The organism is Neoalteromonas flava (assembly GCF_002807685.1).
In the GTDB taxonomy this organism is placed as follows: Bacteria; Pseudomonadota; Gammaproteobacteria; order Enterobacterales; family Alteromonadaceae; genus Alteromonas_E; species Alteromonas_E flava.
In genome coordinates, this window is record NZ_PEAX01000004.1 from 396,356 (window position 1) to 412,306 (window position 15,951).

General features: G+C 46.7%; 11 protein-coding genes. All 11 read left to right on the forward strand.

Going from position 1 to position 15,951, the window contains the following annotated elements:
- The first annotated feature begins 15 nt into the window (after window positions 1–15).
- Window positions 16–1,317 carry an MFS transporter gene (locus CSH92_RS11905; RefSeq protein WP_100657848.1) on the forward strand — a complete coding sequence of 434 codons (1,302 nt, stop codon included), beginning with the start codon at window positions 16–18 and terminating at the stop codon, window positions 1,315–1,317.
- A gap of 170 nt (window positions 1,318–1,487) precedes the next feature.
- A complete protein-coding gene (gene rplK / locus CSH92_RS11910; protein ID WP_100657849.1) occupies window positions 1,488–1,916 on the forward strand; it encodes a 50S ribosomal protein L11 in 429 nt (142 codons plus the stop codon).
- A 4-nt stretch (window positions 1,917–1,920) separates the two neighbouring features.
- The gene (rplA, locus tag CSH92_RS11915) at window positions 1,921–2,613 is read left to right on the forward strand and encodes a 50S ribosomal protein L1 (protein ID WP_100657850.1); all 693 of its coding nucleotides are present in this window, start codon (window positions 1,921–1,923) and stop codon (window positions 2,611–2,613) included.
- A 274-nt stretch (window positions 2,614–2,887) separates the two neighbouring features.
- Entirely contained in the window at window positions 2,888–3,406 is a 519-nt protein-coding gene (gene rplJ / locus CSH92_RS11920) for a 50S ribosomal protein L10 (RefSeq protein WP_100643685.1), read from the forward strand.
- 54 nt (window positions 3,407–3,460) lie between these two features.
- Window positions 3,461–3,835 carry a 50S ribosomal protein L7/L12 gene (gene rplL, locus CSH92_RS11925; protein WP_100657851.1) on the forward strand — a complete coding sequence of 125 codons (375 nt, stop codon included), beginning with the start codon at window positions 3,461–3,463 and terminating at the stop codon, window positions 3,833–3,835.
- A gap of 283 nt (window positions 3,836–4,118) precedes the next feature.
- Window positions 4,119–8,144 carry a DNA-directed RNA polymerase subunit beta gene (rpoB, locus tag CSH92_RS11930; protein ID WP_100657883.1) on the forward strand — a complete coding sequence of 1,342 codons (4,026 nt, stop codon included), beginning with the start codon at window positions 4,119–4,121 and terminating at the stop codon, window positions 8,142–8,144.
- 100 nt (window positions 8,145–8,244) lie between these two features.
- Entirely contained in the window at window positions 8,245–12,426 is a 4,182-nt protein-coding gene (gene rpoC, locus CSH92_RS11935; protein WP_100657852.1) for a DNA-directed RNA polymerase subunit beta', read from the forward strand.
- A gap of 168 nt (window positions 12,427–12,594) precedes the next feature.
- Window positions 12,595–12,969, forward strand: a complete 375-nt coding sequence (gene rpsL / locus CSH92_RS11940) for a 30S ribosomal protein S12 (RefSeq protein WP_100643688.1) — start codon at window positions 12,595–12,597, stop codon at window positions 12,967–12,969.
- 71 nt (window positions 12,970–13,040) lie between these two features.
- Window positions 13,041–13,511, forward strand: coding sequence for a 30S ribosomal protein S7 (rpsG, locus tag CSH92_RS11945; protein ID WP_100643689.1), 471 nt, complete (start codon window positions 13,041–13,043; stop codon window positions 13,509–13,511).
- A gap of 24 nt (window positions 13,512–13,535) precedes the next feature.
- Window positions 13,536–15,638, forward strand: a complete 2,103-nt coding sequence (fusA, locus tag CSH92_RS11950; RefSeq protein ID WP_100657853.1) for an elongation factor G — start codon at window positions 13,536–13,538, stop codon at window positions 15,636–15,638.
- A gap of 60 nt (window positions 15,639–15,698) precedes the next feature.
- Window positions 15,699–15,951, forward strand: a 253-nt coding sequence (locus tag CSH92_RS11955; protein WP_240612798.1) for a GTP-binding protein, incomplete at its 3' end; no start/stop codon positions are given.

Genomic DNA, 15,951 nt, shown 5'->3' on the forward strand with positions numbered 1-15,951 from the left:
CTATAAACTATAAATATGAACGCATTTCTTTCACTCTACATCACCAATTTATTTTTGGTTGCCGGAACCGGTTTGTTAACCACTTATGTCGCTCTTTACATGGGCGGTAAAGGTATTGCGACCACTTGGATTGGTTTGTTGTCTTCGTTTTATTACGTTGGGCTGTTATTTGGTTCGCGGGTGGGTTACTACTTTATCAAGTCTGTAGGTCACATTCGGACATATGCTGCCAGTACCGCTATTGTGATTGCGTGCGTTGCATTACACGGCATTTCCGCCAACATTTATCTTTGGTTTGCATTACGACTAATCGTTGGTATGGCAATGATGTGCAACTATATGGTTTTGGAAAGCTGGCTAAACGAGCAGGCCAATCCAGACCAACGAGGCCGTGTGTTTTCATTTTACATGATCACGTCTTACATCGGCATGATTGCTGGTCAATTTGCGTTAGCCAAGTTCCCAGAGCTCGGTTATGCACCACTATTCCTAGTGTGTTTTGCTGTGGCCATTGGGATTGTGCCCATTGCGATCACGCGCCGCATTCACCCGCAGCCATTAAAGCCAGTTAGCATTAGCTTTTTTGCCTATATTAAACTCGTCCCGCAATCCCTAACCGGCGTACTGTTTGCGGGAATTATTAGTGGTAGCTTTTACGGTTTAGCCCCTACCTTTGGGCGGGAAGCTGGGTTCAGTTCAGCGCAAATCGCCAACTTTATGACTTTAACGATACTCGCAGGTCTATTGGCGCAATGGCCGATGGGGTTGTTATCCGATCGCTTTACGCGCAGCAGGTTAATGCGCATGAACGCTGTGTTTATCGGTGTGGCAAGCCTGGCTCTCTTTGTTTTACCGGTAAATGTACAGACTAGCCTGGTATTTACCTTTGTATTTGGACTTTTCGCTTTTACCTTGTATCCATTGGCGTCGGCGATGTCGAATTCGCGGGTATCCGATGACGAACGCGTGGGCTTGTCAGCTGCATTGCTGATTTCCTTTGGCGCTGGAGCGAGTTTGGGGTCGTTTCTCTTAGCAGAGGTAATGACCATATTCGGATTTCAGGCGCTGTATGCCGCGATAGCGTTATTGACTGTGGTGATGTTTGTCTTACTGACGTTGATAAATGCGCGTCAAAAAGCGGAAAAACCAATATCGTCTGACTACATTGTAACGGTGCCGGATATTACTTCATCGCCCATGGTTGCAAGCTTTGATCCACGTATCGAAGAAGCCATCGCGCATGAACAACTATTAGACGAAAATGATCCTGTAGCGCCTACAGAAATTGAAGACTCATACAACGAACCGACTCGATAAGACGCCAAAAGCGAATTTTGTTGAAAAAACACGCGATTATTGGCAAACAACGCTTGCACAATACTTAATCATCTCCTATACTTCGCGACCCTAAATTTTATCGGGGAGCCGATTGAGCAAGTAATCTCGATACTTGCGAGGCGTTTTACCCAAACTGAGAGATTGTCAAAATGGCTAAAAAAGTATCTGGCTATATTAAGCTACAAGTGGGTGCTGGTGCAGCAAACCCAAGTCCTCCAGTTGGTCCTGCATTGGGTCAACACGGTGTTAACATCATGGAATTCTGTAAAGCGTTTAACGCAAAAACAGAAAGCCTAGAAAAAGGTGCTCCGGTTCCTGTTGTTATCACTGTATATGAAGATCGTTCATTCACGTTCGAAACACGTACTCCGCCTGCGTCTTTCCTATTGAAGAAAGCGGCTGGTATCAAGAGCGGTTCTGGCCGTCCTAACACTGAAAAAGTGGGTACAGTTACTCGTGCACAATTAGAAGAAATTGCGAAAGCTAAAGAGCCAGACTTAACAGCGGCCGACTTAGACGCAGCAGTTAACACCATCGCGGGCTCTGCTCGTAGCATGGGTTTGAACGTAGAGGGCTAAGCGAATGGCAAAGTTAACAAAACGCGCTCGTCTAATCGCAGAAAAAGTAGACTCAACTAAAGAATACGCAATCTCAGAAGCAGTAGCGTTGTTGAAAGAACTAGCAACAGCTAAATTCCCTGAGAGCATTGACGTTGCAATCAACCTTGGTATCGATGCTAAGAAATCTGACCAAAACGTACGTGGTGCAACTGTACTACCTAACGGTACTGGTAAAGACGTTCGCGTAGCAGTATTCACTCAAGGTGCTAACGCTGAAGCCGCTAAAGAAGCTGGTGCTGACGTTGTTGGTATGGATGACCTTGCTGAGCAAGTGAAGAAAGGCGAAATGAACTTTGACGTAGTAGTTGCTAGCCCAGACGCAATGCGTGTGGTTGGTCAACTAGGTCAAATCTTAGGTCCACGTGGCCTTATGCCTAACCCTAAAACTGGCACTGTAACACCAGATGTTGCAACTGCAGTTAAGAATGCTAAGGCGGGTCAGGTTCGCTACCGTAACGATAAGAACGGTATCATTCACGCGTCAATCGGTAAGATTGCGTTTGAAGAAAACCAAATCAAAGAAAACCTAGAAGCATTATTAGACGCGCTGCGCAAAGCGAAGCCTTCTTCAGCTAAAGGTACATACATCAAGAAAGTTAGCTTAAGCACTACGATGGGTGCTGGCGTTGCACTGGATCAGTCAACTCTAAGCTAAAAATCTCTGTAAAAAATATGGGTTGGAGCCGCAGCTAACATTGTGGCTCCCGTCCAAGACCGCAGGTGCGGTGCGGTGGAAGAGGTAAGAGACCTTCTACACTAACGCCCGCTTAATTAAATGCCTGCGCAGACGGTGGTTTCGACTCAGACTCTCTGGGGTAACGAACACCGTAGAGCGGTACTTACGATAAGCAATTATCTAAAGTATCAATCTGTGAACCCTGATAAACAACCTTTTGAGTGCGTTTATCAGATACAAAGAGGTGAACTCAGTGGCACTAGGCTTAGCAGCAAAGAAAGAGATCGTAGCGGAGATTAACGACGTTGCATCTCGAGCTCTATCCGTTGCCGTCGCTGAATACCGTGGGATGGAAGTTGCAGAACTGACTGACCTGCGTGTTAAAGCTCGTGAACAAGGTGTTTACTTACGTGTTGTACGTAACACTCTTGCAAAACGTGCTCTAGCAGACAGTAAGTTTGCAGACCTTGATAGCGCGCTAACTGGCCCGCTTATCTATGGCTTCTCTATCGATGCACCAGGCGGTGCAGCGCGTTTGTTTAAAGACTACGCGAAAGGTAATGACAAGCTTAAGGTTACAGCTCTTTCATTAGGTAGCGGTCTATTGGGTCCAGAGAAATTGGATTCTGTAGCTTCACTACCGACTCGCGACGAAGCGCTTGCAAAACTTCTTGCAACCTTCAAAGCACCGGTTGGCAAATTCGTTCGCACTATCAACGAAGTTCCAACCAAGTTTGTGCGCGTATTGGCGGCGATCAAAGACGAGAAGTAATTCCCGTTTTTGGCATAGTAATTTTTTTAACATTAAACCCAGGAGTTTAGAGACATGGCTCTAACTAAAGAAGATATCTTAAACGCGATTGCTGAAATGCCAGTTATGGAACTGGTTGAGCTAATCGAAGCAGCTGAAGAAAAATTCGGCGTTGATGCATCTGCTGCTGTTGCAGTAGCTGCTGGTCCTGCTGCAGCTGCAGAAGCTGCAGAAGAAAAGACTGAATTCGACGTTATCATGACTTCATTCGGTGCGAACAAAGTTGCTGTTATCAAAGCAGTTCGCGGCGCAACTGGTCTTGGCTTGAAAGAAGCTAAAGAAGTAGTTGAGTCTGCTCCTAAAGCAATCAAAGAAGGCGTTTCTAAAGAAGATGCTGAAGCACTGAAGAAAGAGCTTGAAGAAGCTGGTGCAGAAGTTGAAATCAAGTAATTTGGTTTAACCAATTTACTTGGCTGAAAGGCTTGGGCTGGTGATTTATTGATCACCAGCCTTTTTGCGCTGTAGAGATTGACGTTTTCTGCCCTGAAATTCTCTACGAAAAAGTGCATGGGAATCCCAAAAATAGATTAAAAAACCAACGTCTTAGCTATCGATTGTTTAAGAATTTGGTGTAAGCTAGTGGGATTGCCCTAAATTAGGGTACTAGAAGTTTGTTACAGCAGTGCGCACTGGTGTGGCAGGTCGGGTCAAAAATCAGCAGGCTGAGGGACCAATGGTTTACTCTTATAGCGAAAAGAAACGTATCCGTAAGGATTTTGGCAAACGCCCACAGGTATTGGAAATTCCATACCTTCTTTCAATCCAGCTTGATTCCTTTAAAAAGTTTATTGATATCGATCCAGATGGTCAATATGGCTTGGAAGCAGCATTTCGTTCCGTATTCCCCATAAAAAGTTATTCGGGTAACTCAGAACTTCAGTACGTGAGTTACCGGTTAGGTGAACCCGTGTTTGACGTTAAAGAATGTCAAATCCGTGGGGTTACCTACTCTGCACCGCTAAGAGTTAAACTTCGTTTAGTGTTGTTTGATAAAGAAGCAGCACCGGGCACGGTTAAAGACATTAAAGAACAAGAAGTCTACATGGGTGAAATCCCATTAATGACTGAGAATGGTACCTTTGTTATCAACGGTACTGAGCGTGTAATCGTTTCTCAGTTACACCGTTCTCCAGGTGTGTTCTTTGATCATGACAAAGGTAAAACACACAGCTCGGGTAAAGTTTTGTATAACGCCCGTGTGATCCCTTACCGTGGTTCTTGGTTAGACTTTGAGTTTGATCCAAAAGATAACTTATTCGTGCGTATCGACCGCCGTCGTAAGTTACCTGCATCTATTATCTTGCGTGCGCTAGATATGAGCACCGAGCAGATCCTTGAAGAATTCTTTGAGTCTGTTCAAATTCGTTTTGAAGACGAACGTGCCATGATGGAAGTTGTGCCAGATCGCCTGCGTGGTGAAACTGCACAGTTCGACATCATTGACGCTGACGGCAATGTTCTGGTTGAAACCGGACGCCGTATTTCAGCGCGTCACACGCGTGCTCTTGAAAAAGCGAAAATTACTGAACTTGAAGTACCAATGGAGTACTTGGTTGGTAAAGTTTACGCGAAAACTTATATCGATGAGTCGACTGGCGAAGTTATTGTTAATGCTAACGATGAAGCAACGCTGGAAAACATGCAGGCATTGAAAACTGCCGGCATCACTGAAGTACAAACCCTTTACATCAATGAACTTGATCATGGTTCGTACATTTCTGACACGCTACGTATTGATTCAACTGAGTCGCGCTTAGACGCATTGGTTGAAATCTACCGTATGATGCGTCCTGGTGAGCCGCCAACGAAAGATGCTGCAGAAACCTTATTCGACAACTTATTCTTCTCTGACGACCGTTATGACTTGTCATCGGTTGGCCGTATGAAGTTTAACCGTCGCCTAGGTCGTGAAGAGTTGACCGGCGCTGGTACTCTGCAGAACGAAGACATCATTGCGGTAATGAAGCAATTGATCACAATTCGTGACGGTAAAGATGACGTTGATGACATCGACCACTTAGGTAACCGTCGTATCCGTTCTGTTGGCGAAATGGCTGAAAACCAATTCCGTGTTGGCCTAGTACGTGTTGAGCGTGCGGTTAAAGAACGTCTGAGCTTAGGTGACCTTGATGCGGTAATGCCACAAGACTTGATCAACGCGAAGCCAATTTCTGCTGCGGTTAAAGAATTCTTTGGCTCTAGCCAGTTGTCACAGTTCATGGACCAAAACAACCCATTGTCAGAAGTTACGCACAAGCGTCGTATTTCTGCTCTAGGTCCAGGTGGTTTGACGCGTGAGCGTGCGGGCTTTGAAGTTCGTGACGTACACCCAACTCACTATGGTCGTGTTTGTCCAATCGAAACACCGGAAGGTCCAAACATCGGTTTGATCAACAGCTTATCAAGCTTTGCGCGTACCAATGATTTCGGTTTCCTAGAAACACCTTATCGTCGCATTGTAGACGGTAAAGTGACTGATGATATTGATTATTTATCAGCAATTGAAGAAGGCCAGTTTGCGATTGCACAGGCTAACGTCGAGCTGAATGGTGATGAACTTGCGGAAGATTTGATCCCTTGTCGTCACCGTGGTGAAACTACCTTGATGGCTAAAGAAGACATCAAGTACATGGACGTTTCACCACAGCAGATCGTGTCAATTGCTGCGAGCATTATCCCGTTCCTAGAACACGATGACGCAAACCGTGCCTTGATGGGCTCGAACATGCAACGTCAAGCCGTACCTACCTTGCGTGCCGATAAGCCGCTCGTTGGTACTGGTATGGAGAAGACTGTTGCAGTAGATTCTGGGGTAACTGTTGTTGCGAAACGTGGTGGTGTAATCGATTATGTCGATGCCAGCCGTATTGTGGTTAAGGTTAATGAAGAAGAGATGGTTGCTGGTGAAGCAGGTATCGATATCTACAACTTAACCAAGTACACGCGTTCGAACCAGAACACCTGTATTAACCAAAAGCCTACCTGTAACGTTGGTGACCCCATCGTTGCTGGTGATGTATTGGCTGATGGTCCATCAACTGACTTGGGCGAATTGGCACTTGGTCAGAACATGCGTATCGCGTTCATGCCGTGGAATGGTTACAACTTCGAAGACTCGATCTTAATCTCTGAGCGCGTTGCGCAAGAAGATCGTTTCACGACAATCCACATCCAAGAACTTAGCTGTATTGCACGTGATACTAAGCTCGGTCCAGAAGAAATCAGTGGTGATATCCCGAATGTCGGTGAGTCAGCATTGGGTAAATTGGATGAATCTGGTGTTGTTTATATCGGTGCTGAAGTGAAAGGCGGCGATATTCTTGTGGGTAAAGTGACGCCGAAAGGTGAAACCCAGCTTACGCCAGAAGAAAAACTATTGAGAGCGATCTTTGGTGAGAAAGCATCTGACGTGAAAGATACGTCATTGCGCGTTCCAAACAGCGTTCACGGCACAGTTATTGACGTACAAGTCTTTACTCGTGACGGCGTAGAAAAAGATAAGCGTGCTTTAGAAATCGAAGATATGCAGTTGCGTCAGGTTAAGAAAGACCTATCTGACGAATTTAATATCTTAGCTGACGGTATCTTTGCTCGTGCGCAAAATTTATTGCTTAAGAATGGCGTTGACCAAGCGAAGCTTGATGGCATGCCGCGTGAGAAATGGTTCGACATCCCGTTGAAGGACGAAGATGCACAAAACGAACTGGATCAAACGGCTGAGCAGTACACAGCAACTAAAGATGACTTTGATAAGAAGTTTGAAGCTAAGCGTCGCAAGATCACTCAAGGTGATGACCTAGCGCCAGGCGTGTTGAAGATTGTTAAAGTATATCTTGCGGTTAAACGTCACATTCAGCCTGGTGACAAAATGGCTGGACGTCACGGTAACAAAGGTGTTATCTCAACCATCCAACCGGTTGAAGATATGCCATACGATGAAAACGGTACGCCGGTCGACATCGTCTTGAACCCACTAGGTGTTCCATCGCGGATGAACATCGGTCAGATCCTTGAAACTCACTTGGGTATGGCTGCACATGGCATCGGTGCGAAGATTGATCGCATGCTCAAAGAGCAAGAAGAAATGGCCAAGCTACGTGCCTTCATTAAAGAAGTGTACGAGTTAGGTGATTCACATCAGGAAGTTGATATTGATAGCTTCACAGATGATGAGATCAAGCGTCTAGCTGATAACCTACGTAAAGGTCTTCCAGTAGCGACACCGGTATTTGACGGTGCCCGCGAAGACGAAATTAAGCAAATGCTTAAGTTGGCTGATTTGCCAGAAAGTGGCCAAATCACCTTGTTTGACGGTCGTACCGGTCGCGCCTTTGAGCGTCCAGTTACGGTCGGCTACATGTATATGTTGAAACTAAACCACTTGGTTGATGACAAGATGCACGCCCGTTCTACCGGTTCGTACAGCTTGGTTACACAGCAGCCGTTGGGTGGTAAAGCACAGTTCGGTGGTCAGCGCTTCGGTGAGATGGAAGTGTGGGCACTTGAAGCATACGGTGCGGCATATACGCTACAAGAAATGCTTACTGTTAAGTCGGATGACGTTAACGGTCGGACGAAGATGTATAAGAACATCGTCGATGGTGATCACAGAATGGAGCCAGGCATGCCTGAGTCGTTCAACGTATTGTTGAAAGAAATCCGTTCACTCGGTATCAATATCGAGTTAGAAGAGAACTAATCGAGCCGTTGGCTGACCTTTCTGACTGAAAGGTGTTTGTTTGAGTGAGGCCCGGTTCGCGAGCCGGGTCTATTAAGACTGACTCCGTTGGGAGAAAATAGTGAAAGATTTACTTAAGTTTCTGAAGCAACAGAATAAGACAGAAGAATTCGATAACATTCGTATCGGTCTTGCATCACCAGATATGATCCGTAGCTGGTCATTTGGTGAGGTTAAAAAGCCAGAAACCATCAACTACCGTACGTTCAAGCCAGAGCGTGACGGTCTTTTCTGTGCCCGCATCTTCGGCCCGGTGAAAGACTATGAGTGTTTGTGTGGTAAGTACAAGCGCTTGAAGCACCGTGGTGTTATCTGTGAGAAGTGTGGTGTTGAAGTTACGTTAACCAAAGTTCGCCGTGAGCGTATGGGTCATATTGAATTGGCCAGCCCAGTAGCGCACATTTGGTTCCTTAAATCACTACCATCACGTATCGGCTTGATGCTTGATATGACGCTACGTGATATCGAACGCGTACTTTATTTTGAAAGCTACGTGGTGACTGAGCCTGGTATGACTGACCTAGAACGTGGTCAGCTGTTGGGTGAAGAAGAGTACCTCGATGCGTTAGAAGAACATGGCGATGAGTTTGACGCGAAAATGGGTGCTGAAGCAGTCTTTGAATTGCTTAAACACCTCGACGTGGAAGCCGATGTTGCGTCTATGCGCGAAGAGTTACCGAGCATCAACTCGGAAACTAAGCGTAAAAAGATCACCAAGCGCTTAAAGCTATTAGAGGCATTCCAGCAATCGGGCAATTCACCTGAGTGGATGATCATGACGGTATTACCGGTTCTTCCACCAGATTTACGTCCTCTAGTACCGCTAGACGGTGGTCGTTTTGCGACTTCAGATCTAAACGATTTGTACCGTCGTGTAATCAACCGTAATAACCGTTTGAAGCGTCTATTAGACCTTGCGGCACCAGATATCATCGTTCGTAACGAAAAGCGGATGTTGCAAGAAGCGGTTGATGCCTTGCTAGACAACGGTCGTCGTGGTCGCGCAATTACCGGTTCAAACAAGCGTCCATTAAAATCTTTGGCTGACATGATCAAAGGTAAGCAAGGTCGTTTCCGTCAGAACCTATTGGGTAAACGTGTTGACTACTCTGGTCGTTCAGTTATCACGGTTGGTCCTACATTGCGTCTACACCAGTGTGGTCTACCGAAGAAAATGGCATTGGAGCTGTTCAAGCCATTTATTTACGGCAAATTAGAAGGTCGTGGTCTTGCGACAACGATTAAAGCGGCGAAGAAATTAGTTGAGCGTGAAGCACCGGAAGTTTGGGACGTTTTAGATGACGTTATCCGCGAACATCCAGTGTTACTAAACCGTGCACCTACCCTTCACCGTTTGGGTATCCAAGCCTTTGAACCAACCTTGATCGAAGGTAAAGCGATCCAGTTGCACCCATTGGTGTGTGCGGCTTATAACGCTGACTTCGACGGTGACCAAATGGCGGTTCACGTACCACTGACTATCGAGGCACAGCTTGAAGCTCGCGCGTTGATGATGTCAACCAACAATATTCTGTCACCAGCGAATGGTGAGCCGATCATCGTACCTTCACAGGACGTTGTATTGGGCTTGTATTACCTAACACGTGATAAAGTGAATGGTTTGGGTGAAGGCATGGTATTCACTTCACCAAACGAAGCAGAGAAAGCATACCGCACGGGTAATGCCGAACTGCACTCACGCGTTAAAGTGCGTATTACTGAGCATGATATTGCTGAAGACGGAACAAAAACTGAGAAAGTTACCTTAACCGACACTACCGTTGGTCGTGCGATTTTCTCATTGGCATTGCCTGATGGTGTGCCGTTTGAACTGATCAACCAAGCGATGGGTAAGAAGCAAATCTCTAACCTATTGAATGCTTGTTACCGTTCACTCGGTCTTAAAGACACCGTAATCGCGGCTGACCAAATCATGTATACCGGTTTCCACTACGCAATGATTGCGGGTGCGTCAGTTGGTATTGATGACATGGTTATCCCGGATGCGAAGAAAGACATCATTGATGCCGCTGAAGCAGAAGTGATTGAGATCCAGGAGCAGTTCCAATCAGGTCTTGTAACTGCCGGTGAGCGTTACAACAAAGTTATCGATATTTGGTCAAACGCCAATGAAAAAGTCGCCAAAGCGATGATGGATAACTTGAAGACAGAAACCGTAAAAAATAAAGACGGTGAAGACGAAGAGCAAACGTCTTTCAACTCAGTCTTTATGATGGCTGACTCAGGAGCTCGTGGTAGTGCCGCGCAGATACGTCAGCTAGCTGGTATGCGTGGTCTGATGGCGAAACCAGACGGTTCAATCATCGAGACGCCAATTACGGCGAACTTCCGTGAAGGTCTAAACGTACTACAGTACTTTATATCTACGCACGGTGCGCGTAAAGGTCTTGCCGATACCGCATTGAAAACCGCTAACTCAGGTTACCTAACCCGTCGTCTAGTAGACGTTGCGCAAGACTTAGTTATTACTAACGTAGATTGCGGCACGTTCGAAGGCGTTAAGATGACACCACTGATTGAAGGTGGTGACGTTGTTGAGCCATTGCGTGAGCGCGTATTAGGTCGTGTAGTCGCCGAAGACGTCATGAAGCCAGGTACTGATGAAGTATTGGTTGAACGTAACGTCATGCTTGATGAGCAAATGGTAGACATGTTGGAAGCCAACAGTGTTGACCAGGTGATGGTGCGTTCAGTAATCACGTGTGACAACGACTTTGGTGTATGTTCACAGTGTTACGGTCGTGACCTTGCGCGTGGACACATGGTTGGTCAAGGTGAGTCTGTGGGTGTTATCGCCGCACAGTCAATCGGTGAGCCAGGTACACAGCTTACGATGCGTACGTTCCACATTGGTGGTGCGGCATCACGTGCGTCAGCAGAAAACAGTGTTCAGGTTAAAACTAGCGGTAGCTTGAAGCTGCACAACGCTAAGTTCGTCCGTAACACTGACGACAAAGTGGTTATCGTTTCACGTTCGACCGAAATTACGATTATCGATGATCAAGGCCGTGAGAAAGAGCGCTATAAAGTGCCTTACGGTGCAATCCTAACGGTTGATGATGGCGCAAGCGTAGAAGCTGGCGAAATCGTAGCGAACTGGGATCCGCATAGTCACCCAATCATCGTTGAACGTGCATCTAAGATCACATTCTCTGATATTGATGACACTAACACTGAGATGCAGCAAGACGAGCTTACGGGCTTGACGCGTATCGTGGTGAAAGATCTTTCTAAGGTTAATGCGAAAGAGCCTAAGTTGATCCTTGAGTCTGACGAAGTTGGTCTACAAGAAATTCGCTTACCAAGCTTTACTACCATCGAAGCGGCAGAAGGCAAAGTGGCTAATGCTGGTGACGTGTTAGCACGTATTCCGCAAGAGTCTTCGAAAACGCGTGACATCACCGGTGGTCTGCCGCGTGTTGCTGACTTGTTCGAAGCGCGTAAGCCGAAAGAGCCTGCAATCCTTGCTGAGGTGAGCGGTACAATTGGTTTCGGTAAAGAGACTAAAGGTAAGAAACGTCTAGTTATCACTGGTCCAAATGGCGAGCACTACGAAGAGATGATCCCGAAATGGCGTCAGCTTAACGTGTTCGAAGGTGAGTCAGTTGAGAAAGGTGAAGTTATCGCTGATGGTCCTGAGTCTCCACATGACATTTTACGTCTACGTGGTATCAGTGCCGTAGCTAACTACATTGTTAACGAAGTACAAGAAGTTTACCGCCTACAGGGTGTAAAAATTAACGACAAGCACATCGAAGTGGTTATCCGCCAGATGCTGCGTAAGTGTATTATTACTGCCCCAGGTGATAGCCAGTTCTTGGAAGGCGAACAGCTTGAAGTATCTCAAGTGAAAATCGCAAACCGTGAACTTGAGCGTCAAGGTAAACTACCAGCATTGTATGAAACACAGTTGCTCGGTATTACTAAAGCTTCATTGTCGACCGAATCGTTTATTTCTGCGGCTTCGTTCCAGGAAACAACGCGCGTATTGACAGAAGCAGCAGTACAGGGCAAAGAAGACGATCTACGTGGCTTGAAAGAGAACGTTATCGTTGGCCGATTGATCCCAGCAGGTACAGGTTTCGCGTACCATCAGAAGCGTGCTGCAGCTAAGCTTGCAAACGTGGAAGAGACTTCAGTTTCAGTTTCTGAGGCAGAAGCGGCGTTAACCGAAGCCTTGAATGCTGAGTCATCAGATCAAGAAGCAGGCACGGAAGAGTAATTATTCCGTACCACTGACATGCCAGTGAATTACCCTCACTGGCTTGACAGTTCATTAATTGATCTTTAATATTCCGCGTCCCAAAAAATGGGCGCGGTTTTTTGTATAACCGTGAGCGACCTTAAACAAGCGTTCAAGGTTTTTAGTTTTTTAATCAGGAGCTAGTTAATGGCAACAGTTAACCAGTTAGTGCGTAAGCCACGCCAAAAGCCCGCTGCCAAGAGCAACGTAGCGGCTTTGCAAGCTTGCCCACAGCGTCGTGGTGTGTGTACTCGCGTATATACAACTACGCCTAAGAAGCCGAACTCAGCATTACGTAAAGTATGCCGTGTTCGTTTAACCAACGGTTTTGAAGTTTCTTCATACATCGGTGGTGAAGGTCACAACTTACAAGAGCACAGCGTTGTATTGATTCGCGGTGGTCGTGTTAAAGATCTACCAGGTGTTCGTTACCACACTGTTCGCGGTACTTTGGACTGCGCAGGTGTAAACGATCGTAAACAAGCCCGTTCTAAGTACGGCGCGAAAAGGCCTAAGTCTTAACGGTTCTCCGTTAGTAAGGCCAAACTGAAATTTGAGTTTTGGGTTATCCCTGAATTCCACGGAGAATTAAGATGCCAAGAAGAAGAGTCGTAGGTCAACGTAAAATCCTACCTGATCCTAAGTTCGGATCACAGCTACTCGCTAAGTTCATGAATGTCGTTATGCTCGACGGCAAGAAATCAACCGCTGAGAAAATCGTTTACGGTGCGCTCGATATTGTTGCTGAAAAAACCGGCAAGGCACACCTTGATGTATTTGAAGATGCACTAGACAACATCCGCCCAACTGTGGAAGTTAAATCACGCCGTGTGGGTGGTTCTACTTACCAGGTACCAGTAGAAGTTCGTCCAGTTCGTCGTAATGCATTAGGTATGCGTTGGATGGTAGAAGCTGCACGTAAGCGTGGTGAGAAGTCTATGGCGGCGCGTCTAGCAGCTGAAATGTTAGATGCATCAGAGAACAAAGGCTCTGCAGTGAAGAAGCGTGAAGACGTACACCGCATGGCTGAAGCGAACAAAGCATTCGCTCACTACCGCTGGTAATCACGGTTTAATTGAGAGCGATTCATGGCGCGTAAAACACCCATTGAGCGATACCGTAATATCGGTATCGTGGCTCACGTTGATGCAGGTAAAACTACAACAACTGAGCGCGTATTGTTCTACACCGGCTTATCTCACAAAATTGGTGAGGTACACGACGGTGCTGCAACAATGGACTGGATGGAGCAGGAGCAGGAGCGTGGTATTACTATCACCTCAGCTGCGACGACTTGTTTCTGGGCCGGCATGCAGCAACAGTTTGAACAACATCGTATCAACATCATAGATACTCCAGGGCACGTTGACTTCACCATCGAAGTAGAGCGCTCGTTGCGGGTACTTGATGGTGCCGTTGTGGTGTTTTGCGGATCGTCAGGGGTCGAACCTCAATCTGAAACCGTTTGGCGTCAAGCCGACAAATATCACGTACCGCGCATGGTTTTCGTCAATAAGATGGACCGTGCCGGTGCGGATTTTATGCGCGTCGTTGGGCAAATCCGCAAACGACTAGGTGCTACTTGCGTACCGATCCAAATGAACATCGGTAGCGAAGAGAATTTTAAAGGCGTTATAGACCTGTTCAAGATGAAGGCCATTAATTGGAATGAAGCTGATCAGGGTATGACGTTTACTTACGATGAGATCCCAGCTGATTGCCTCGAGCAAGCTGAGAAACTTCGTACCGAAATGATCGAAGCCGCAGCAGAAGCCTCTGAAGCGCTCATGGACAGGTACCTCGAAGGCGAGGAGTTGACTGAGCAAGAAATCAAAGAAGGCTTACGTATTCGCACGCTAAACAATGAAATTGTGTTGGCAACCTGCGGTTCGGCATTCAAAAATAAAGGTGTACAGGCAGTGCTTGACGCTGTCGTTGAGTTCTTACCTGCACCAATCGATATTCCAGCCATCAACGGTGTGCTCGAAGACGGGAATGAAACCCCAGCAGAGCGTCATGCCGATGATAACGAGCCGTTTTCGGCTTTGGCATTTAAAATTGCCACCGACCCTTTTGTTGGTACATTAACGTTCTTCCGTTGTTATTCAGGTGTCATAAAAACCGGCGATACTGTCTTCAATCCGGTAAAAGGCAAACGTGAACGTTTTGGTCGTATCGTGCAAATGCACGCTAAAGACCGCGAGGAATTAAAAGAGGTTCGTGCCGGTGACATCGCTGCGGCGATCGGCATGAAAGATGTGACAACGGGCGATACCTTATGTGATCCAAACCACATCATCACCCTTGAGCGCATGGAATTTCCAGAGCCGGTTATCTCTATCGCAGTTGAGCCTAAGTCAACTGCTGACCAAGAGAAAATGGGCATAGCGCTGGGTAAGTTGGCTGCGGAAGATCCATCGTTCCGGGTGCATACAGATGATGAAACCGGTCAAACGATCATCTCTGGGATGGGTGAGTTACACCTCGACATTATTGTAGACCGCATGAAGCGTGAATTTGGTGTGGTTTGTTCTGTAGGTAACCCACAGGTGTCTTACCGTGAAACGATCCGCAAGTCTGTGGAAGTGGAAGGTAAGTTTGTGCGTCAGTCTGGCGGTCGCGGTCAGTTTGGCCATGTTTGGTTACGCCTTGAGCCACAAGAAGAAGGCGCAGGCTACGAGTTTGTTAACGCGATTGTTGGCGGCGTAATACCAAAAGAATTTATACCCTCGGTTGATAAAGGCATAGAAGAACAGATGCGCAACGGGGTGGTAGCAGGATATCCGGTGCTAGATGTGAAGGTCACTTTATTCGATGGTTCGTTCCACGATGTTGACTCTTCAGAAATGGCGTTTAAGATTGCCGGTTCAATGGGCTTCAAGAATGGAGCTGAACAGGCGAATCCGGTGTTACTTGAACCGATTATGAAGGTCGAAGTAACCACGCCGGAAGACTGGATGGGTGATGTGGTTGGTGACTTAAATCGTCGCCGCGGCATCATTGAAGGCATGGATGAAGGCGTTGCCGGTGTGAAAATTGTTCGCGCTAAGGTACCACTTTCAGAAATGTTTGGATATGCGACGGACTTACGTTCTGCAACGCAAGGGCGAGCGTCGTATTCTATGGAGTTTTTCAATTACGCAGAGGCGCCTAATAATGTGGCCAAAGCGATTATTGAGGCGAGACTGTAACGTTTTAAAGGTTCGGTCCGGTCTATGTTGGGTCGGGCTTTAAATTAGGAAGCGAGAAAAATGGCAAAAGAAAAGTTTGAACGTACGAAACCGCACGTTAACGTTGGTACAATCGGCCACGTTGACCACGGTAAAACTACGCTAACTGCAGCAATCACTACCGTACTAGCTAAAACTTACGGTGGTTCAGCACAAGCATTCGATCAAATCGATAACGCACCAGAAGAGCGTGAGCGTGGTATCACAATCGCGACTTCACACGTTGAGTATGACACTCCTTCACGTCACTACGCACACGTAGACTGTCCAGGAC

Coding starts and splice junctions, on each gene's coding strand:
- rplA (WP_100657850.1), top strand. CDS start 1,921: ATGGCAAAGTTAACAAAACGCGCTCGTCTAATCGCAGAAAAAGTAGAC.
- rpsL (WP_100643688.1), top strand. CDS start 12,595: ATGGCAACAGTTAACCAGTTAGTGCGTAAGCCACGCCAAAAGCCCGCT.
- rplL (WP_100657851.1), top strand. CDS start 3,461: ATGGCTCTAACTAAAGAAGATATCTTAAACGCGATTGCTGAAATGCCA.
- fusA (WP_100657853.1), top strand. CDS start 13,536: ATGGCGCGTAAAACACCCATTGAGCGATACCGTAATATCGGTATCGTG.
- rplK (WP_100657849.1), top strand. CDS start 1,488: ATGGCTAAAAAAGTATCTGGCTATATTAAGCTACAAGTGGGTGCTGGT.
- rpoB (WP_100657883.1), top strand. CDS start 4,119: ATGGTTTACTCTTATAGCGAAAAGAAACGTATCCGTAAGGATTTTGGC.
- CSH92_RS11905 (WP_100657848.1), top strand. CDS start 16: ATGAACGCATTTCTTTCACTCTACATCACCAATTTATTTTTGGTTGCC.
- rpsG (WP_100643689.1), top strand. CDS start 13,041: ATGCCAAGAAGAAGAGTCGTAGGTCAACGTAAAATCCTACCTGATCCT.